This window comes from Streptomyces sp. yr375 (assembly GCF_900110755.1).
In the GTDB taxonomy this organism is placed as follows: domain Bacteria; phylum Actinomycetota; class Actinomycetes; order Streptomycetales; family Streptomycetaceae; genus Streptomyces.
This window is the reverse complement of the sequence record NZ_FOFF01000001.1, coordinates 218,689-237,602: the sequence shown is the minus strand read 5'-3', so window position 1 is coordinate 237,602 and position 18,914 is coordinate 218,689. Positions and strand designations below refer to the sequence as shown.

The 18,914-nt window shown below is 73.4% G+C and carries 15 protein-coding genes; 4 read left to right on the top strand and 11 right to left on the bottom strand.

The features are described 5' to 3' along the window. Nucleotides 1–6 precede the first annotated feature (6 nt). The 3 genes from BMZ82_RS00845 to BMZ82_RS00835 form a co-directional block, all read right to left on the bottom strand. Nucleotides 7–495, bottom strand: a complete 489-nt coding sequence (locus tag BMZ82_RS00845; protein ID WP_093771081.1) for a hypothetical protein — start codon at nucleotides 493–495, stop codon at nucleotides 7–9. Nucleotides 496–536: 41 nt separating this feature from the next. Continuing rightward, complete coding sequence (locus BMZ82_RS00840) at nucleotides 537–1,112, bottom strand: RNA polymerase sigma factor (protein ID WP_093771079.1); 576 nt, start codon at nucleotides 1,110–1,112, stop codon at nucleotides 537–539. Between the two features lie 70 nt (nucleotides 1,113–1,182). Next, nucleotides 1,183–2,610 (bottom strand): S8/S53 family peptidase, encoded by a 1,428-nt coding sequence (locus BMZ82_RS00835; protein ID WP_093770527.1) that lies wholly within the window; start codon nucleotides 2,608–2,610, stop codon nucleotides 1,183–1,185. 278 nt (nucleotides 2,611–2,888) lie between these two features. On the opposite strand from BMZ82_RS00835, the gene BMZ82_RS00830 reads away from it, so the two are divergent. After that, a complete protein-coding gene (locus BMZ82_RS00830; RefSeq protein ID WP_177244318.1) occupies nucleotides 2,889–5,513 on the top strand; it encodes a CHAT domain-containing protein in 2,625 nt (874 codons plus the stop codon). 22 nt (nucleotides 5,514–5,535) lie between these two features. Here BMZ82_RS00830 and BMZ82_RS00825 read toward each other — a convergent pair whose 3' ends face one another. Beyond that, the gene (locus tag BMZ82_RS00825; protein WP_093770525.1) at nucleotides 5,536–7,410 is read right to left on the bottom strand and encodes a LuxR family transcriptional regulator AbsR2; all 1,875 of its coding nucleotides are present in this window, start codon (nucleotides 7,408–7,410) and stop codon (nucleotides 5,536–5,538) included. Between the two features lie 78 nt (nucleotides 7,411–7,488). Between BMZ82_RS00825 and BMZ82_RS00820 the strand changes: the two genes are divergently transcribed. Further along, on the top strand, nucleotides 7,489–8,574 hold the full coding sequence (locus BMZ82_RS00820; RefSeq protein ID WP_093770523.1) for a beta-glucuronidase AbsR1: 1,086 nt from the start codon (nucleotides 7,489–7,491) through the stop codon (nucleotides 8,572–8,574). 119 nt (nucleotides 8,575–8,693) lie between these two features. Here the strand turns inward: BMZ82_RS00820 and BMZ82_RS00815 are convergent, their stop codons facing one another. From BMZ82_RS00815 to BMZ82_RS42590, 5 genes are all read right to left on the bottom strand, one after another. Beyond that, entirely contained in the window at nucleotides 8,694–10,070 is a 1,377-nt protein-coding gene (locus BMZ82_RS00815; RefSeq protein WP_093770521.1) for an NtaA/DmoA family FMN-dependent monooxygenase, read from the bottom strand. Between the two features lie 18 nt (nucleotides 10,071–10,088). Further along, entirely contained in the window at nucleotides 10,089–11,303 is a 1,215-nt protein-coding gene (locus BMZ82_RS00810) for an LLM class flavin-dependent oxidoreductase (RefSeq protein ID WP_093770519.1), read from the bottom strand. A gap of 79 nt (nucleotides 11,304–11,382) precedes the next feature. Further along, nucleotides 11,383–11,448: a putative leader peptide gene (locus tag BMZ82_RS42595; RefSeq protein ID WP_371270931.1), complete on the bottom strand. Its 66-nt coding sequence runs from the start codon at nucleotides 11,446–11,448 to the stop codon at nucleotides 11,383–11,385. 134 nt (nucleotides 11,449–11,582) lie between these two features. Next, nucleotides 11,583–12,464 carry a glutathione S-transferase C-terminal domain-containing protein gene (locus tag BMZ82_RS00805; protein ID WP_093770517.1) on the bottom strand — a complete coding sequence of 294 codons (882 nt, stop codon included), beginning with the start codon at nucleotides 12,462–12,464 and terminating at the stop codon, nucleotides 11,583–11,585. A gap of 192 nt (nucleotides 12,465–12,656) precedes the next feature. Then, entirely contained in the window at nucleotides 12,657–12,776 is a 120-nt protein-coding gene (locus BMZ82_RS42590) for a putative leader peptide (protein WP_329222829.1), read from the bottom strand. A 299-nt stretch (nucleotides 12,777–13,075) separates the two neighbouring features. Between BMZ82_RS42590 and BMZ82_RS00800 the strand changes: the two genes are divergently transcribed. Then, nucleotides 13,076–13,414: a trypco2 family protein gene (locus BMZ82_RS00800; protein WP_093770515.1), complete on the top strand. Its 339-nt coding sequence runs from the start codon at nucleotides 13,076–13,078 to the stop codon at nucleotides 13,412–13,414. Next, on the top strand, nucleotides 13,411–16,650 hold the full coding sequence (locus tag BMZ82_RS00795) for a serine protease (RefSeq protein WP_093770513.1): 3,240 nt from the start codon (nucleotides 13,411–13,413) through the stop codon (nucleotides 16,648–16,650). Before BMZ82_RS00800 ends, BMZ82_RS00795 begins: the two co-directional genes overlap by 4 nt. Nucleotides 16,651–16,660: 10 nt before the next feature. On the opposite strand, the gene BMZ82_RS00790 is transcribed toward BMZ82_RS00795, so the two are convergent. Both BMZ82_RS00790 and paaZ read right to left on the bottom strand, forming a co-directional pair. Further along, nucleotides 16,661–17,161, bottom strand: coding sequence for a DoxX family protein (locus BMZ82_RS00790; protein ID WP_093770511.1), 501 nt, complete (start codon nucleotides 17,159–17,161; stop codon nucleotides 16,661–16,663). Nucleotides 17,162–17,307: 146 nt separating this feature from the next. Continuing rightward, nucleotides 17,308–18,861 carry a phenylacetic acid degradation bifunctional protein PaaZ gene (gene paaZ, locus BMZ82_RS00785; RefSeq protein ID WP_093770509.1) on the bottom strand — a complete coding sequence of 518 codons (1,554 nt, stop codon included), beginning with the start codon at nucleotides 18,859–18,861 and terminating at the stop codon, nucleotides 17,308–17,310. Nucleotides 18,862–18,914 lie beyond the last annotated feature (53 nt).

Sequence of the window (18,914 nt, the reverse complement as noted above, 5' to 3'; positions counted from 1 at the left end):
CGGCCCTCAGGTGCGCAGCCACTCCGTGACGACCACCTCCCCGCCCGTCCGCAGCCGCAGGGCGAACGGGCCGGCGGGTGGTGCGTCGCAGGCGAAGCGGCCCATGTCGTCGGCGGTGAGCGCGGCGCTCGCGCGCGGGCCGTGCAGGACCTCGATCGAGGCCGACTGGGGCGGCAGCAACTGCCCCATCAGCCCGTCCCCGGTCACCTCGACGTCGACCGTCAGCCCGCCGGTGTGGAAGGTCAGCATCCGGGGCACGTCCTCCGCGCCCCGCACCGGGATGGCGTCGACCAGCGAGTCGAACGTCAGCTCGGCGATCCGCGCGTCCAGGTCGTGCAGCGCGTAGGCCTCGATGGCGGCCCGCCGCAGTTCGGCCGGTACCGGGTCCAGGATGGCGGCGGCCTGGCGGAGTTCCTCCTCCAGCCGGTCGTGGTCGAACTCCTCGTCGACGAAGGGGACTTCGCCGAAGATGTCGTCGCGTTCGCCGTCGTCCATGTGGTGCGCGGCGCCCCTGCCGTTCGTGTTGTCCATGTCGGTCACCGTGCTCCCCGTGCGTCGAGTCGGGCGCGCAGCCGGCGCAGGCAGCGCTGGCGCATCGGTCCGATGCTGCCGACGGCGATGCCCAACGCCGCCGACACCTCCTGGTAGCTGGGCGGCGGCGAGGCGATCAGCACCCGCAGCAGTTGCCGGCAGCGCTCGCCGAGCGCCTCGAACTCCTGCCACAGGTGCCGGACGCGCTCGCTCTGCGCGGCCGCCTCCTCCGAGTCGAGCACCGACTGCTCCGGGGTGAGGTCCTCGCTGGCCCGGTCGAGCAGTTGGGGATCGTCGGTCGGCGTCAGTCGCCGCAAGCCCTTGATCACCTTCAGGCACTCGTTGCGCGCGGTGCTGGCGAGCCAGGCGCCCGCCTTGTGCGGCTCGCGGATCCGGCCGAGATGCTGGGCGAAGCGGAACCAGACGGTCTGGTAGACCTCGTGCCCGTCGGCGTCGGAGAGCCGGTGCGCGCGCACCACCGACCAGACCAACGGGCTCAACCCGTCCACCAGCGCTTTCCAGGCCGCCGCGTCCCCGTCGACGGCGGACTGGACGAGCGCCCCGACATCAGTACGGTCCACGGTGCCACCCCTCGTGTACGGCCTGTCATCGTACGCCGTGGCGGGGCTCGTCTCGGACCTCATGACACCCTCATGCCGGGCCGACCGGCACCGGCCGCCAGGTGGGCGGAACGAGGGCCGGGACATGCGCCCCGCGCACCTCCGCGAACTCGGTGTTCTCGGCGAGCAGTCGGCGGGCGGCGGCACGTGGATCGGTCTCCTGGTGTGTGGTCATGTAGGCGGCGACGAGCCCTGCCACCAAGGGGGTTGCGAAGGACGTCCCGCTCCAGGCGGCCAGCCCCTCGAACATCACCTGGTCCGGCTTGCCCGGTGTGACCTGCTGCGCCTCGCTCAACACACCGGTGTGGCGCGGGGATCGGCAGGTGCAGGCGTAGCCGAAGCCGTAGCGGCAGGCGTCGTAGGTGGAGTGCTGGTAGACGTACGGGACGGGGGTGTCGAAGCCGGTGAGGGCGCTGGTGAGGCGCTCGCCGGGGGCGTACGCCCGGACCCAGGGGCCGTGGTTGCTGAAGCAGGCGCCGAACGCGCCGTCGCCGCGCAGCGCGCCCACCGACAGCACCGCGTCGGCGTAGTCGGGCAGGGTGGCGTAGGCGGCCGGCCAGAAGGGCGCGGCGCTGGCGTTGTTGCCGGCGGCGGCGACCAACAGGGTGTCGTGCGTGCGCAGTTCCGCCATGAAGGCGGCGGCGCCGAGCAGGCCGTCGACGCGGCCGTTGGAGGTGCCGGCGGAGAGGCTGATGATGTCGGGCCAGCCGCCCTCGACGGCGTCGAAGAGCCGCTCGCCGAACTCGGACTCCAGGATCGCCCCGGCGTCGTCGAGGGTGTTGCGCACGGTGACGTCGGTGTGCGGGGCGACGGCCGCGACGAGTCCGGCGATGAACGTGCCGTGGCCGACGTACTGCTGGAGGATCCCGTCCGCGTCGGTCTCCCTGACCTGGGCGTCGCCCTCGGTGCGGGCCAGCGGCGGGTAGGAGCGGTAGTCGTGGGTCAGTCCGGTGTCGATGACGAGCACCCCGACGGCGTCGGCGCCGTCGGCCGCGGGGGGCGGCTGCGCGGCGGACGGGTTGGGCGGCTCGGTGCGCGGCGCGGGCACCGGCTCGTCGCCGGGGCAGGCGTTGACCGCGATCGACACCACGTGGTTGCGGCTGACCAGGCGGCGGCCCGCGCGCGCCTCCGCCTCCCGCAGCGCGCGCAGGGCCCCGGCGACGGTGCGGTCGGCGCTGCGGCCGCCCTCCGCCGGGTCGCCGACGTGGATGCGGGTGATCCCGGAGCGGTTGGTCTGCGGGCCCGCCCGGCGCACCTGGTCCGGGACCAGGCCCTCGGTCGCGGTGAAGTGGGAGCGGACGGCGTCCTCGACGATCCGGGCCTCCTCGCCGTCGCGGGCGAGGACGACGCCCCTCTCGTAGATGAACTCGGCGGAGTCGTCCGGTCCCATCGCCAACGGGACGTCGGGCAGGGCGCGTTGGATCTGGTCGAACTGCTCGTGGAATCGCTGTGGTGCCATGGCATGTCCTCCCCGTACAGCCGGTGTACACCCGGTGGTCGTCAGCAAGAGCCGCGAGGCGGCCGTCTGATACAGGTGGTGCGACGGCGGGTGGAGGTGGTGGGGGTGGTGCGGCTGCTACCGCGCGCCCCCTTAGTGCGCCGAGCGCGCTACCCGGTCCCCTGTCGAGTCCCCCGCCGAGTCCGCTGCCGAGTCCGTTGACGCGACGTCCAATTGTTACTGGTGGATACGTTGCCGAACCGGTGTGGCGGGCAGGCCTGAGCACTACCATCCGTGGGGTGACAGCGGGAAACGACTCGGTTCTCGAACTGCTGCCGATGGTCTTCGCCGCCCCCAACGAAGCGTTGGCGCGGGCGGAAGAAGTGCTCGGCACCGAGCCGACGCCGTTGCACGCCTCGGTCGCCCACCAGGTGATCGGCATCTGGCAGCGCGACTGGGGCGACATGCGGCTCGCCCTGGACCATCTGCGGCGCGCCCGGGATCTCGCGGCGCGCGCCGACTCGGCCGAGCGGGAGGCGGACGTCCTCGGCACGCTCGGGGTGGCCCTGGTGCACGCGGGCCGCACCCGGCAGGGCCTGGCGGCGTTCGAGCGGGGCGTCGAGCGCGGCACCGGCCACACCCGCGCGCGCGTGCTGTACCGGCGGGCCTACTCCTTCTGGGTGCTCGGCCATCACCGCGAGGCACTGGAGGACGTACGCCGGGCGATTCCCGTGCTGCGCGCGGCGGACGACGTCATCTGGACGGCGCGCGCCCTCACCCTGCGCGCCACCGTGCATCTGGCGCTCGGCGCGGTGGACCGTGCGGAGGCCGACTTCACGGCGGCGGAGGCGCTGTGGGACACCACCGGCCAGGAGCACGACAAGGCGGACGCGGTGGAGAGCCGGGGGCTGGCCGCGTTCCGGTCCGGGGACATTCCCGCCGCGCTGCGGCTCCTCGACGAGGCGGAGGAGCGGTACGCCAAGCTCGGCACCCCGACGTTCATGCTGAACATCCGGCGCTGCGAGGTCCTGATGGCGGCCGGTCTCGCGCCGGAGGCGCTGGCCGAGGCGGACGCGGCGACCGTGGTGCTGGACGGCATCGGCGGGCAGTCCACCCGCAAGGCGGAACTGCTGCTGGCGGCCGCGCGGGCGGCGCGCCTCGCGGGTGATCCGGGGACGGCGATCGCGCGCGCGGCGGTGGCCGAGCGGCTCTTCGCGGGACAGCGGCGCACCTGGTGGGAGGCGCACGCGCGGCTGGTGCTGATCGAGGCGCGGGTCGCGACCGGGCGGGCCTCGGGCCGGCTGGTCGCGGACGCGGCCCGGCTCGCCGAGCGGCTCGCCGCGTTCCAGTCGCCGGCCGCGCCGGAGGCCTGGCTGCTGGCGGGCCGGATCGCGCTGGACCTGAACTGGAAGACGGACGCCGAGCGGTATCTGCGGATCGCCGCCCGCAGCCGGCGCAGCGGCCCGCCGCTGGCCCGGATGACGGGCTGGGCGGCGCAGGCGCTGTGGGCGCGGGCGGCCGGTTCGGGCCGGGGCGTGCTGGAGGCCTGCCGGCGCGGCCTCGACGTCCTCGACGACCACCGTACGACGCTGGGGGCGTCGGAGTTGCGGGCGCGGGCGACCGCGCAGGGCACCGAACTCGCGGCGCTGGCCCAGGAGGTGAGCCTGGAGCGGGGCGGGCCCCGGCGGCTGCTGGTGTGGAGCGAGCGGTGGCGGGCCACGGCGCTGTCGACGCCGCCGACCCGGCCGCCGGCCGATCCGGCGCTGCTCAGCGGGCTGACCGCGTTCCGGGTGATCGCCGCCCGCGCGCAGGCCGCCCGGATGGACGGCAGGCCGATGCCGACGCTGGAGCGTGAACAGCGGCGTCTGGAGCGGGAGATCCGCTCCCGGACCCTGCACATCCGTGGGGTCACGCCGTGGGGCGGCGACCGGTTCGGCGGCGACCGCTTCGACGCGGGCCGGCTGCTGGAGCGGCTCGGCGACGGCGACGGGCGGTTGGTCGAACTCGCCGTGCTGGACGGGCGGGTTCAGGTGCTGCTGTGCGGGGGCGGGCGGGTGCGCCGGTTCGCGGGCGGGCTGCTGGCCGAGGCGGAGCGGGAGGCCGAGCACGTCCAGGCGGGGCTGCGGCGGCTGGCCCACCCCGGGGCGGAGGGCCGGCTGCCGGTGGTGGAGGCGGCCGGACGGCAACTGGAGGAGCTGCTGTTGGGCGAGGCGGCGGGGCAACTGGGGCCGGGGCCGCTCGTGGTGGTGCCGCCGGCCCGGCTGCACCGGGTGCCGTGGGCGCTGTTGCCGTCGCTGCGGGAGCGGGTGGTGAGTGTGTCGCCGTCGGCGAGCGGCTGGCTGCGGGCGCGGGAGACCCAGCCGCCGCCGGGCGGCCGGCAGGTCCTGGTACGGGGACCGGGGCTCGCGACCGGCGGGGCGGAGGTGCCGGAGGTCGCCGGGCGGTACGGCACGCCGGTCGTGCTGGAGCAGGCCGACGCCCATGTGCCGCGCGTGCTCAAGGAGTTGGACGGGGCGGCGCTGGCGCACATCGCCGCGCACGGCACCTTCCGCGCCGACAGTCCGATGTTCTCGTCGTTGCGGATGGCGGACGGTCCGCTGATCGTCCACGACTTCGAGCGGCTCGCCCGCAGCCCGTACCGGATCATCCTCTCCAGTTGCGACACGGCCCGGCTCGCCTCGGTCGGCGCGGACGAACTCCTGGGCCTGGTCACGGCGTTGCTGCCGCTGGGCACGGCGGGCGTGGTGGCGAGCAGCGCGCCGGTCAACGACGCGGCGGTCGTCCCGCTGATGCTGGCCCTGCACAAGGGCATCAGCGCCGGGCTGTCCCTGGCGGAGGCCCTGCGGGACGCGCGGGCCGCGCTGCCGGGGGACGCGCTGCACCAGGCGACGGGGTGGGCGTTCACGGCGTTCGGCGCGGCGTAAGACGCCCTGGGACCTGGCCTGTTCAGGCTGGCTGCTCCAGCAGCCACGGCAGGGCTTCGCGGTCGCCGGCGCCGAGGCGGGTGTAGGCGCCGTAGAGGTGGTTGCCGACGGTGCGGACGGACAGGGTGAGGCGTTCGGCGATCTGCCGGTTGCTGAGTCCGGCCGCGGCGAGGGTGACGATCTGCCGCTGGCGGGCGGTGAGTTCGCCGAGGACCAGACCGGACAGGGCCGGGGTACGGGCGCCCTGGCAGCGCCGGGCCAGGGCGACGGCACGGGTGCGGGCGGTGCGGGCCGCGCTGGAGTCGCGGTGCGCCGACGCGGCCTGCGCGTGCGCCTCGGCCGCGAAGAGCAGGAAACCGCGCTCCTCCAATTCGGCGGCCACCAGGTCCAGGGCGGGTCCGTCGCCCCGCGCGAGCGCCCGGGCGTGCCGGGCGAACACCCCGTCGGCCGGCAGCAGCCGCACGGCCCGCTCGGGAGCGCCGAGGCGTACGGCGTCGTAGGCGGCGCCGGTATCGCAGGCGTCGTAGGTGTCGATGGTGTCGGTGCTGTCGTCGGTGTCGAGTGTCTTCCGGGCGGTGTCGAGGTCGCCGCGGGCGGCGGGAAGCCAGGCGGCCGTGCCGGGGTGGTCGGCGAGGGGGTCGACCAGGGCGCCGGTCTCCCCCGACTGGGCGGCGGCCAGGGCCAGTTCGGTGCGGCAGGCGTGGTCGTGCGGGGCCCCGGCCAGGCCTTCGCGCGCCCAGGCCGCCGCCTCGCGCAGTTCTCCGCGCAGCCGGGAGAACCGTGCGCGGACGGCGGCGTACCACGGCGGTACCGGTTGCCCCTCCGCGACGAGCCACTCCCCCACGGGCGTGGGCGTCAGGCGGACGTCGGCCCGCTCGATGCGGTGGGTCAGCTCGGCCGCCTCGGCGTCGAGGGCGGGTGCGGTGGGCCGCCGTCGGCCGGTGAGCCGCCTCGCTCGCAGCCGGCCGGCGGCGGCGCGCAGCACCGGGCCGTGCAGCGGGTGGGCCAGCCGGACGGTCGTGCCGGTGTCGCCGTCGGTGACGTCGAGAAGGCCGTCCGCCTCCAGGTGTTCGAGGATCCGCAGGTCCAGGGTGTCCGCCGGCAGCGGCAGAGGTTCGGCGAAGGCGAGGCGGTCGAGGGTCTCGCGTTCGTCGGGGCAGGCGCGGGCGAGGACGGCGGCGGCGCGTTCCCGCAGGGCCGGGGTGACCGGGACCCGGCCGCGCCACGTCCACGCGTCGGTGTCCGCGCCCCGGGTGAGCAGGTCCTGTTCGCGCAGCGCGTCCAGCAGGTCGCGCAGGAGGCGCAGGTCGCCCCGGCACAGCCGCAGGACGCGGTTGGCGGTGATGGGCTCGACGGGGCCGTCGGCGCCGGCCGTGAGGAGGTGGCGGGTCTCCTCGTGGGGCAGGGGTGCCAGCATCAGGCGGGGCAGCAGCTCGCCGGTCCACAGGCGGGAGACGGCGCCGGGCGCGGGAGCGCCGTCCGTGACGAGGACGAGCAGCCGGGTGCGGCCCTGGACGGCCAGTTGGTGCAGCAGGGCGGCGGAGGCGTCGTCCAGCAGGTGCGCGTCGTCGACCAGCAACAGCCGTACGGAGGCGAGGAGTTGAACGGCGTAATGCAGGGTGACGTCCGCCGGGAGCAGGTGGGCGAAGGCGGCGAAGGGCATGCCGCTGGTCTCCGGGGTGCCGGCCACCCGTGCGCAGTCCGTGCCGCGCACCGCCTCCAGGGCGAGGCGGGTGCGGCCGCAGCCCGCCGGTCCGGTGAGCACGAGGCCCGGCCGGCTGGCCGCCAACGCGCGCCGGACCAGGTCCAGTTCCTCGTCGCGGCCGGTGAACGGCCACGGCGCTCGCAGGGTCGCGGCTCGGGGTTCGTAGGTCGTCACGTCTATGGGAGTCGGCATACTCACGCCTGATACAGGGCGAGTTGAGTAGCCCCCGACTCAGGCCCCGGGACGGTTCGGCGCGCCACCCTGGAGCCCATGACCGCCCGTTACTGCTCGCTCGCCCAGCAGTCGGCCCCCGTGTTCGCCCCGGGGCTGGCCGCCGAGCGGCTGGGCGCGCTGCTGGGCGGGCGGCGGATGTGGGTCAACGGCACCGTGCTGCACTACTGCTTCTTCGACGGCGAGGGCGCCGGATCGGTCATCGCGCTGCCGGGTTCCGGGGGCACCCGGCGGGTGTCGTGGGTGGGCGGCGAGGACCAGCGGGACGTCGTGCGGGACTGTTTCCGCGAGTGGCGGGAGCTGGGCATCGGGGTGTCCTTCGCCGAGGTCGCCGACCGTTCGGAGGCGGAGCTGCGCATCGGCTTCCAGTCGGGTGACGGCTCCTGGTCGGCGGTGGGCCGCGACGCGCTGTCGGCGGGCCGGGGCGAGCGCACCATGAACTTCGGCTGGGACCTGACCGCGCCCGGGGAGCGCGCGACGGCCCTGCACGAGATCGGGCACGCGCTCGGCATGCAGCACGAGCACCAGAGCCCGTTCGCCGGCCTGCACTGGGACGACGAGGCCGTGTACGCCGATCTGGCGGGCCCGCCCAACTTCTGGAGCCGGGACCGGACTTACTTCAACATCCTGCGCAAGCTGGACCCGGCCGAGGTGAACGGGTCGGTGTGGGATCCGCAGTCCGTGATGGAGTACCCCTTCTCGGCGGGGCTGGTCCTGGAGCCGGAGCAGTTCCGCGGCGGTGTGCATCCGCCGGGCTCGCTGTCGCCGCTGGACAAGGAGTTCGTGCTCGGCTGGTATCCGCCGCTGGACGCGCCGCGACCGCCCGCGCTGCTGCCGTTCCGTTCGGTGCCGCTGTCGCTGGGGCCGGGCGAGCAGGCCGACTTCACCGTCGAGCCGCCGGAGACCCGCGAGTACGTCTTCGCCACCTTCGGGGAGTGCGACTCGGTGGCCGTGGTCTTCGAGGAGCGGGACGGCGAGCCGCGCTTCCTCGCGGGGCACGACGACGGGGGCACCGCGCACAACGCCACGATCAGGGTCCGGCTCGTGCGGGGCCGCCGCTACTTCGTCCGCGTCCGCCTGTACTCCGGCTGGGGTTCGGGCGAGACGGCCGTCATGTGCTGGTGAGCCGTACGGCCGGGTAGGGACCGCAGTCCGACGCCGGGGGAAGCGCCGGGGACACGTCACCTCGGGGGAGGGAGACGTGTCCCCGGCCACACCGCGCCGTGGGGGTGCTCGGCACTGTTTCAGGATGCCGCGCGCTCGGCGGTGCCGGGGGCGTCGGGGTGGGTGAGGCCGAGGTGGTCGCGGAGTGTGGTGCCCTCGTACTCGGTGCGGAAGACGCCCTGTTCCTGGAGGAGGGGGACGACCTTGTCGGCGAACTCGTCGAGGCCGCTCGGGGTGATGTGCGGGACGAGGATGAAGCCGTCGGCGGCGTCAGCCTGCACGTAGTCGTTGATGGTCCGGGCGACGGTCGCCGGGCTGCCGACGAAGTTCTGCCGGTTGCCGGTCTCGATGACCAGGTCGCGGATCGACCAGTGGTTGGCCTCGGCCAGCTCCCGCCACTCCCGGGCGGTGGCCAGCGGATCGCGGTACATGCGGACCTGGGCGCGACCGCGGGCGATGTGGTGCTCGCCGGGGTCCGGGTCGATGGCGGGCAGCGGGCCGTCCGGGTCGTAGCCGGACAGGTCACGGTTCCAGACGAACTCCAGGTGCTTGAGGGCGGTGGCGCCGCTGACCTGCTTGCGGCGGACGTCCTTGGCGATCTCCTCGGCCTCGGCGTCGGTGTCGCCCAGGACGAAGCTGGCGGCGGGCAGGATCAGCAACTGGTCGGCGCGGCGGCCGTACCTGGCGAGGCGGGACTTGACGTCGGTGTAGAAGGCCTGGCCGGCGTCGAGCTGGGCGTACCGGCTGAAGATGGCGTCGGCGGAGGACGCGGCGAACTCGCGGCCCTCTTCGGAGTCGCCGGCCTGGAAGATCACCGGGCGGCCCTGGGGGCTGCGCGGGACGTTGAACCGGCCGTGGATGTCGAACTGCCGTCCCTCGTGGACGAACGCCCCGGCCTTGGCGTCGCCGAGGAAGGCGCCGGTGCTCTGGTCGGCGAGGATCTCGTCGCCCCGCCAGGAGTCGAAGAGTTCGTGGGTGGTGGCGAGGAACTCCTTGGCGCGGGCGTAGCGCTCCTCCTGCGGGAGGTAGCCGCCGCGGCGGAAGTTCTCGCCCGTGAAGGCGTCCCAGGAGGTGACGACGTTCCATGCGGAGCGGCCGTCGGAGAGGTGGTCGAGGCTGGCGAACTGGCGGGCCACCTCGTAGGGCTCGTTGAAGGTGGAGTTGATGGTGCCGGTGAGGCCGAGGCGCTCGGTGACGGCGGCGAGGGCGGCGAGGACCGTGAAGGTGTCGGGGCGGCCGACCACGTCCAAGTCGTAGATGGCACCGCCCTGTTCGCGCAGCCGAAGTCCCTCGGCGAGGAAGAGGAAGTCGAACTTGGCGCGCTCGGCGGTGCGCGCGAAGTGGGCGAAGGAGCTGAACTCGATGTGGCTGCCGGCCCGCGGGTCGCTCCACACGGTGGTGTTGTTGACGCCCGGGAAGTGCGCGGCCAGGTGGATCTGCTTCGGCGGCTTGCTCATGGTGGGGCTCCCTCCCGCTCAGGCGTTCGTCGCGGCGGCGTAGCGGTTGGCGGGGCGGGGCAGGCCGAGCAGCCCGCGCAGGGTGTCGGCCTCGTAGGCGCGGCGGAAGGCGTCGCGGCGCTGGAGTTCGGGGACGAGGCCCCGGGTGATGGCCGGCAGGTCATGGCCCGCGACGGCGGGCCGCAGCCGGAACCCGGTCAGACCGGCCGCCCGCAACTCCTGTAGCAGGTCGGCGAGTTGGGCGGGCGTGCCGGTGAATATCCGGGCGTCGCTCGTGTACTCCTCGCCGGCGAGGGTGTCGAGGCGGTCGCGGCGGGCGGCGGCCTCGGCGGGGTCGTCGTCGAGGAAGACGACCAGGTCGCCGAAGAGGTGCAGCGGCTCGGCGGCCCGGCCCGCCGTCTCCTGTTCGGCGCGGATCTCGGCGACGATCGCCCGGGCCCGGTCGGTGTCGTGCGGGGTGACGAAGCCGACGTCGGCGGCGCGGGCCAGCAGGCGGTAGGAGTCCGTGCCGTGCGCGAGGGCGGTCACCAGGGGCTGGCCCTGCGGCGGGCGCGGGGTGATGGAGGGGCCCTTGACGCTGAAGTGGCGGCCCTCGAAGTCGATGTAGTGGAGCTTGTCGCGGTCGATGAAGCGGCCCGTGGCCACGTCCCGGATCTCGGCGTCGTCCTCCCAACTGTCCCAGAGGCGGCGCACGACCTCGACGTAGTCGGCGGCCTCGTCCAACAAGGTTTCGAGGGCCTCGATGCCGGGGATCGCGCGGCGGCCGAAGTGGGCCGCTTCGGTGGGGCGGGCGGTGATCTGCACGCGCAGGCCCGCGCGGCCGGTGCTCACGTAGTCCAGGGTGGCGATCGCCTTGGAGAGGTGGAACGGCTTTGTGTGCGTGGCCACCACGGTCGGCACCAGCCCTATGTGGCGGGTCAGCGGGGCGACGCGGGAGGCGATGAGTACGGCGTCGAGGCGGCCCCGGACCTGGTCGGTGCGGTCGTCCGGGTCCAGGAGGTGGGAGGACTGCGGGCCGAGGCCGTCCTCGATGGTCACGAAGTCGAGCAGGCCGCGCTCGGCCTCGGCGACCAGGTCGGCCCAGTATCCGGCGGTGAACAGCTCACGGGGCCGGGCGACGGGCTCACGCCAGGAGGCGGGGTGCCAGCCGGCACCGTCCAGAGCGACGGCGAGATGGAGGGGAGAAGGGGACGTCGGAGAAAGGGGAGTCGGAGAAGGGGAGGTCGAGGACACGGGGGTGCCTTCCTGAAGGTCCGTACGAGGGCGCACTCCACCCGCGGCAAGGGGGTGGGGTGCGGCGGAGAGGAACGGGTCAGGAGCAACAGAGCGCGGCGGCCACGCGCTGGAGGTCTATGTGCGGCCGGGAGTGCAGGTGCACGGCGTGCAATATGTGCGTCACGTCCGCCACCTCCCCCTTCCGGGCGCGCTGTCGCGCCTCGCCTCATGCTTCTCGTCATCAGTCACAACGACCCGGCCCGCTCAGGTGTTCCCACCCGCACGCACCAGCCTGAGTCAGCGCCGGTCCGCTCCGTCCGTCGTGTGGGTCGCCCAGTCCAGGATCTGGACCGCCGCGCCGGCGGCCTCCAGGCCCTGGCAACGGGCGTGGTGGCGGCGGGCGATGGCGTCCAGGTCGACGTGGGCACCGAAGGCGGGGTGGGCGGCCAGTCGGCGGGCGTAGGCCCACAGGGCGGGGTGGTCGGCGATGCGGTGCACGGCGCTCGCGTCGAGGTGATTGCGGTGCACGGTGTCGAGTTGGACCAGCGCGACCCACAACTCGACGTCCGCGGCGGTGATCTGATCGCTGATCAGATGGGCGTGACTGCCGAGCCCGCGCTCCAGCACGCCGAGCGTGGTGAGCAGCGTGTCGAGCGCGGCGGCACGTTCCGCCTCGCCCGCGTCGGCCGCTCCGGCGCGCTGCGCGGCCTCCTCGATGCCCTGCGCGCACATCCGCTCGACGGCCTCGATCTGCGACTCCGCGCCGCACGGGTACAGCACGACCCGTCCGCCGCCGAACCGCCGGGCCAGGTCGCGGGCGATGTCGGGGCCGTGGCTGCTGACGATGCGCCCCGACCAGTCGTCGCTGAGCACGGGCGCGAGGGCCGGTCCGGTGTAGCGGTGCGCGCTGGCGTCGTAGAGCGGGCGCAGCGCGGAGTGGCCGCCGTCGGGGCAGTCCGGGACGGCCGGCAGGAAGGTGACCGGGCAGGCCCGGTCCAGGCCGAGGAGGCTGTGGGTGACGGCGATGCGCAGACAGTCGGGGTCGGCCGTGGCCAGGTGCAGGCGATAACGGCCGGGCACGGCGTAGTGGCCGCTGCGCGCGTCCCGGCCGATCCGGCCCCGGAAGGCGGCGGCGGGCCGGGCGGACGGGTGGGCGGCGGCCAGTGGTGTGACGGACATGTCTCTCCCCGGGGGCGGGCGCGCTGCGTAAGGAGGACGTGCGCGCGGCGGTTGCGACGTCGGGCGGGTGGGGCGGGGGCCGGAAGCCGGGGCCCAGAGCCGGGGGCGTGGCGCTCGTCCGCGCGCGCCGACGAAGCGGGGCCGGGGGCGGTACCGGGGGGGGGCCGGTGCGGCGCGGGAACGGGCCTGGGCTCAGCCCAGGGGGATCGCGCTGCACACGCGCTGTAGGTCGATGTGGCGGCGGGAGGTGAGAAGGGGCGACGACCACGCCGTACGGCTCACTCGGCTGGTGACCGGCTCTTGGCGCCCCATTGTTTCCCTACCCGTTCACTAGGATTCCCGGATCGAGTGTCGATCCGCCCACAGCGCCCGTCAAGGGGGCGTCCACCAGGTGGGTACCGAGCGGGTGCGGGGCGGGTGCGGGGCGGGTGCGGGGCGGGGTGCCGGGCGGGGTGCCGGGCGGGTCGGTCGACAGAAGGCGAGGATCACAGGTCGTCGGTCGCCGGGGCGGCGAAATGCCGGATCCGCCTGCTCGGAGGGGGTGGCGTGCAGCATGATGTCGGGCAGCGCCGAACTTCATGACGCTTGAGCATCAAGGGAGTTGACCCACCATGGCGAACCCGCCCGACGACGACCCGGCCCTCTCGATCGACCTGGTCTCGGCCGTCCAGGCCCTGCGCACCCAGATCACCGAGGCAGCCGCCACGGACCCCGGCTCCGACGTACGTTTCCAGGTCGGCCCGATCCAACTGGAGTTCTCCGTGGCGCTGACCCAGGACCGTACCGTCCAGGGCGGGGTGAAGGCCTGGGTCGTCACCGTTGGTGCCGAGGGCAAGTGGTCGAACGCCCAGACCCACCGGGTGACGCTCAACCTCACCCCGATCCTGGCCTCGACCGGTGAGAGTCCCGAGATCCGCAACACCGACGCCGGTCACCGTCTCGTTCCGTGACCGCTCCTCGCCACCCGAGCCGGGCCCACCTGGTCGCCGTCACCACGGCCGGTGACCAGGTGCGCGGCAGCGGCTACCTGCTCAACCCGCGCCTCGTGCTGACGGCCGGCCATGTCGCCGCCGACGTACCGCCGGACGAGTTGCGCGTGTGCCGCCTGTCGACGCTCGTGAGCAGTCCGGCCGAGGTGGTGAGCGTCAGGAGCGACGTCGCCTTCCTGCTGCTGGCCGAGGATCTCGCCGAACCCGGCGACCTGTCTCCGGTGCACATGGCCGATCTGGCGCCCGACACCCGGTTCGGCGACTGCTCGGCGCTCGGTCTGCCGGGGGTCATGACGAGGCCTGCCAGTGGTGCCGCCCCGCTGGAGGCGGCCTTCCGAGTCGCGCCGAACACCGCCGACCGGCACGGCTATCTCTCCCTCGAGGTGGAGAGTCATCCGCCGGAGGGCGCCAAGCCGTGGAGCGGCATGTCGGGAGCGCCGGTCTTCCACGCGGGGCGCTGGCTGGTGGGCGTCATCGTGCGGGACTCGGTCGGCTGGCAGCACTCCCGGCTGGAGGCCGCTCCGATCGGCGCGTTCTTCGAGGCCTCGCCGCTGGCCGACGCGGTGTTCCGGGTGCCGGTCCCGCTCACCGAGGCGGACGCCAGGGACGCCGCGTTCCTGGACGCGTACCGCAAGGACGTGATCCGCCGCTACGGGCACATCGAGCTGTTCGGCCTGGGCCGGCACGGGCACCTCGACGACGACATCGGCATCGAGCACGCCTACGTCAGTCTCGACGCCGGCCTGACCACCCTGGGGCTGTCGTCCACCGACCAGTCGAGGCCGGTGGAACAGTTGCTGCCGAAGAACCCCCGTCTTCTGCTGCGCGGCGATCCGGGGGCGGGCAAGTCCACGCTGCTCGAATGGCTGGCCGTGTCCATGGCACGCAACTCCTGCAAGGGCCCCCTGGAGCCGTTCAACCACCGGGTGCCCTTCCTCATCCGCCTGCGCGACATGTACGCGCCCCGGTGGAAGCAGGAGGAGGGGCGGGACGGCGTTCCGCCCGCACCCGAGGAGTTCCTCCGGTTCAACCGGATGGCCACCGGCGCGCCGCCCCCGGACGGGTGGCTCCGCCGCGTCCTGGAGCAGAACCGGGCGCTCCTGCTCGTCGACGGACTGGACGAGGTGCTGGAGTCGCACCGCGACGGCGTACTGAACTGGGTCAACAAACTGCTGAGGGACTTCCGCGACCTGCCCGTGATCGTCACCGGGCGGCCCGAGGCACTGCTGCGCTGGAGCCCGCCCACGAAGCTCGGCTTCGTCGAGCTCAAACTCCTGGAACTCAACAAGGACCAGCGCGCCCAGCTCATCCACAAGTGGCATGCCGCCGCCAAGCTCGGCGTCGCGGCCCCCCACCTCGACGACGAGGAGCGCGAGCGCCGCATCACCCGGCTTACCGAGCTCGAAGCCAAGCTGATCAGGCGCATCGACGAATCCCACGACCTCTCGACACTCGCCGCCACCCCCTTGTTGTGCGCCGTCCTGTGCAAGCTCCACGAGGTGCACGGTGCCCGACTGCCGCGTTTCCGGCAGGAGTTGTACGCCAAGACCGTCGACATGATGCTCGGCCTGCGCGACGCGGACCGCAAGGTTCCGGACCCGCTGCCCGAGGTGGACGTGGATCAGCGGCGCGCGATCCTGTCCTGGGTGGCCGGATATTTGACGACCGAGGGCGAACGGGAAATCACCCTCGACCGCTTCGACGACAAGGTCCGGGAGCGGCTGCGCAGCCTCGGCCACGAAGCCGGCACCCACACTCCCGAGGAGATCCGCAAGGCCCTGCACGAGCGGAGCGGGCTGCTCGTCGCGCCCGCCGAAGACACCCTGCGCTTCAGCCACCGCACCTTCCAGGACTACCTCGCGGCCACCGACATGGTCGCCCAGCGCGCCTTCGGCCAACTCGCCGGCCACGCCGGGGACGAGAGCTGGGACGACATCCTGCGCTTCGCCATGAGCCAGTGCAGTCTGGCCGACACCCATGAGTTCGTCTCACAGTTCCGCAAGAAGCTGCGGCTGATGACGAACCGGAAGCAGAAGGATCGGATGCGGATGGCGGCGGCCGCGTGTATTCCGTACGCGGTGCAGATGTCCGAGGACGACCGGCGGGCGCTGGTCTCGGGGGTTGCCAAGTCCTTCTGGGCCAACAGCTCTTACTCGCAGACCGTGCTCGGCTTGAGCCAGTTCGTGGCCGTGGGACCCGATCTGCTGGTGGAACTACAGCGAGTAGCCAACTGGAAAGAATCCGTCGCGTCCTACAGCGCCATCCGACTGGCCACGGCAATGGGCGGCCCTGAAGCCCTGCGCTTCCTCGCCGCCATCCCTGACAACCGGCGCAGAGCCCTGTCCTCCCGTCTCGCCGATGCCTGGATGGACTTTCCCGGCCCGGAGTTCGCCGACGAGATACTTTCCGGTCTGAACATCAGCGACCTGCCGATCGGCCGCGCCCAACAACTCGTCCAAGGGCGGGTCATCGGCCGCGTCGGCAAACTCAGAGTGGCAGGGCGCATTCCGATGGACGCGATCGCCGCCTTCGCGAACGAGCATGCCGTCGATTCTCTGTACCTCGACTGGCGCGTGCTCTGGGGCGACGTGTCGCTTGCTCCACTGGACAGCGCGCGGAGTCTGTCCAGCCTGAACGCCACAGGTCCAGATGTGTCCCTCAGAGCACTGTTCGACGATGATTCACCCAGATCCACTGCTTTGTACCGCCCGTACGCCGGCCAAACACGATTCGCTCTGCCTGCACTTCCCCACCTGCGAGAACTGTCCCTCGCCAGCCTCCCCACCGACTGGGCCGTACACACGGCCGGCTGGGCGAGCCTGAGCCATCTGGGCCTTTACGATCAGGCCGAGGTGGGGATGCACGCGCTTGCCGCCCTCCCCGCGCTCACCCACCTGGTCCTGACAGCACATTCGGACTACGCGCTGTTGCCGACACCCGTACACCCCGGGGTGACCCACCTGTTCCTGCTCCTCGGCGACGCTCAGGAGAAGCGCGTCGTCCTCTCACAGTTGTTGTCGGCGTTTCCTTCCCTGGTTCGGCTTACGCTCTTGTCGCTGCCCGGCCGCGAGACATGTGTGGACCTGAAGGGACTTGAACGCGTTCCCCACCTGCGCGTCCGCCTCAACGGATTCACGCGCTTCGACCCCCGGATCATCGGGGTCGACGCCTCCCACCCCCAACTGACCTGGCGGTGAACCGGGTTCCTCAACTAGCCCTCCGCGGACGCCAGAACACCGCCAGCAACCCAGCCGTAGCGACAACCCCCACCCCAACCACCACTCCCGCACCCGCCCATCCCGTCACGGCGATGTCCGCCGCCTCGTCGATCGCGCACTTGCCCGGCCCCCATGCCCCCAGCGCCACCGCGAGGACGCCCAGGACGAGGACGTACTCGTAGCCCTCCTTGAAGACGAAGAAGCCGTTGCGGCGGTGGGCGAGGAGGCCGGCCACCAGCATCACGGACAGCACCGCCGCGCAGGCCAGCGGGGTGAGGAAGCCGGTCAACAGCAGGGCGCCCGCGCCCAGTTCGGTGAGGACGCTCAGCCAGGCCTGGAGGCGGGGGCGGGTGAGACCGAGGCCGCCGAACCAGCGCGCGGTGCCGGTGATGCCCCCGCCGCCGCGCCAGTGGTTCCAGCCGTGGACCACCATGACCACGCCGAGTACGACCCGTACGAGCAGCAGCGCCGTGTCCGAAGCCTCGCTCATGCCACGTCCCTTCTCCGTGGGCAGCGCCTGTGCGCATGCCCGGCTGGTCGTGGCGTACCACCTGCGGGGTGAGGTGTACATGGAGAGGCCGCCCCGTGGTCCCAGATCCACGGGGCGGCCTTCGCGCGTCTGTTCCTCGGGGGGCGCTACGCGCCGCTCAGTGCGTCCAGCACTCGACGCGAGCCCTGCACGGCGGTGCGCTGCATGAGGTCCAGGACTCCCCTGGTGCCGGCCATCTCCGAGCCGCCGCCGGCCCGGCCGGGGCCGCCGTGGCGCAGGGCCGGCAGGGGGGAGCCGTGGCCCGTGGTCTGTGCCATGTTCGCCGAGTCCAGCAGGTGCAGGCGGCCGTGCCAGGGTGCCGCCTCCCGCACGAAGGCGGTCGTCCAGGCGAGGTCGTCGCTGACCACGGAGGCGGCGAGGCTGCCGCGGCCGCGGGCCACCAGGTCCGCGCCGTGCTCGGTGTCGCGGTAGGCCAGGACGGTCGCCGCCGGGCCGAACGGCTCGACCTCGTGGGGTGCGGCGGCGTCCGGGTCGGCGGAGACGAGGAGGGTGTCGAGGAAGGCGCCCCGCTCGGGGTCGGCGTCCAGGACGCGCACCTTCTCCGGGTCGCCGTGCACGAAGCGGCCGGACTCGGCGATCCTGCGCACGGCCCGTCGGATGTCGTCGCGCTGCGCGAGGCTGACGACCGCGCCCATCGTGACGCCCTCGGCGGCGGGGTTGCCGACGACGACGCCGGCCAGCGCGGCGGAGATCGCGTCGAGGGCGGCGGACTCGTGGGCGCCGGGCACCAGGACCCGGCGGATCGCGGTGCACTTCTGGCCCGCCTTGACCGTCATCTCGGTCACCACCTCGCGCACGAACGCGTCGAAGAGGGGGCTGCCGGGGGTGACGTCCGGGGCGAGCACGATCGCGTTGACGGAGTCCGCCTCCGCGTTGAAGCGGACCGAGCGGGCCACCACGTTCGGATGCGTGCGCAGGGTCTCGGCGGTGGCGGCGGAGCCGGTGAAGGACAGGACGTCCTGCTCGCCGAGCAGCCCGAGCGCCGGCCGCACCGAGCCGACGACGAGTTGCAGCGCCCCCGGCGGCAGGACCCCGGCGTCGGCCACGATCCGGATCAGGTGCTCGGTGAGGTACGAGGTCGGGGTGGCCGCCTTCACCACGCTCGGCATCCCCGCGAGCAGGGACTGCGCCAGCTTCTCCAGGGGCGCCCACACGGGGAAGTTGAAGGCGTTGACCTGGAGCATCAGGCCCGGGGAGGGCGTGACCAGGTGGGCGCCGAGGAAGTCGTCGCCCCGGGCGAGCCGTTCGGCGGGGCCCTCCACCAGGTGCGGGGCGTCGGGGAGTTCGGCTCGGGCGCGGGTGGCGTAGTCGCGCAGGACGCGGATGCCGCCGTCGACGTCGTACCGGGCGTCGTTCAGGGTGGCGCCGGCGCGGGCGGAGAGGGTGTAGAGCTCCTCGCGGCGGGCGCGGACGGCCGCGGCGAGGGCGTCCAGGAGGTCGGCGCGCTGGTGGAACGTCAGGGCGCGCAGCGCGGGGCCGCCGACCCGGCGGGCGTGGTCGAACGCGCCGGCGAGGTCGAGGCCCGCGGAGGAGACCCGGCAGACGAACTCTCCGGTGACCGCGTCGCTTACGTCGACCGCCGGTTCGTCGGCGGTGGCCGTGGGGGTGACCCAGGTGTCCTGCAGATAACTCTGGAGCATGAGTGCGGCTGCTTTCGTCGAAGGACGCGGGAGTGACGGAGGGCGCAAGGGGG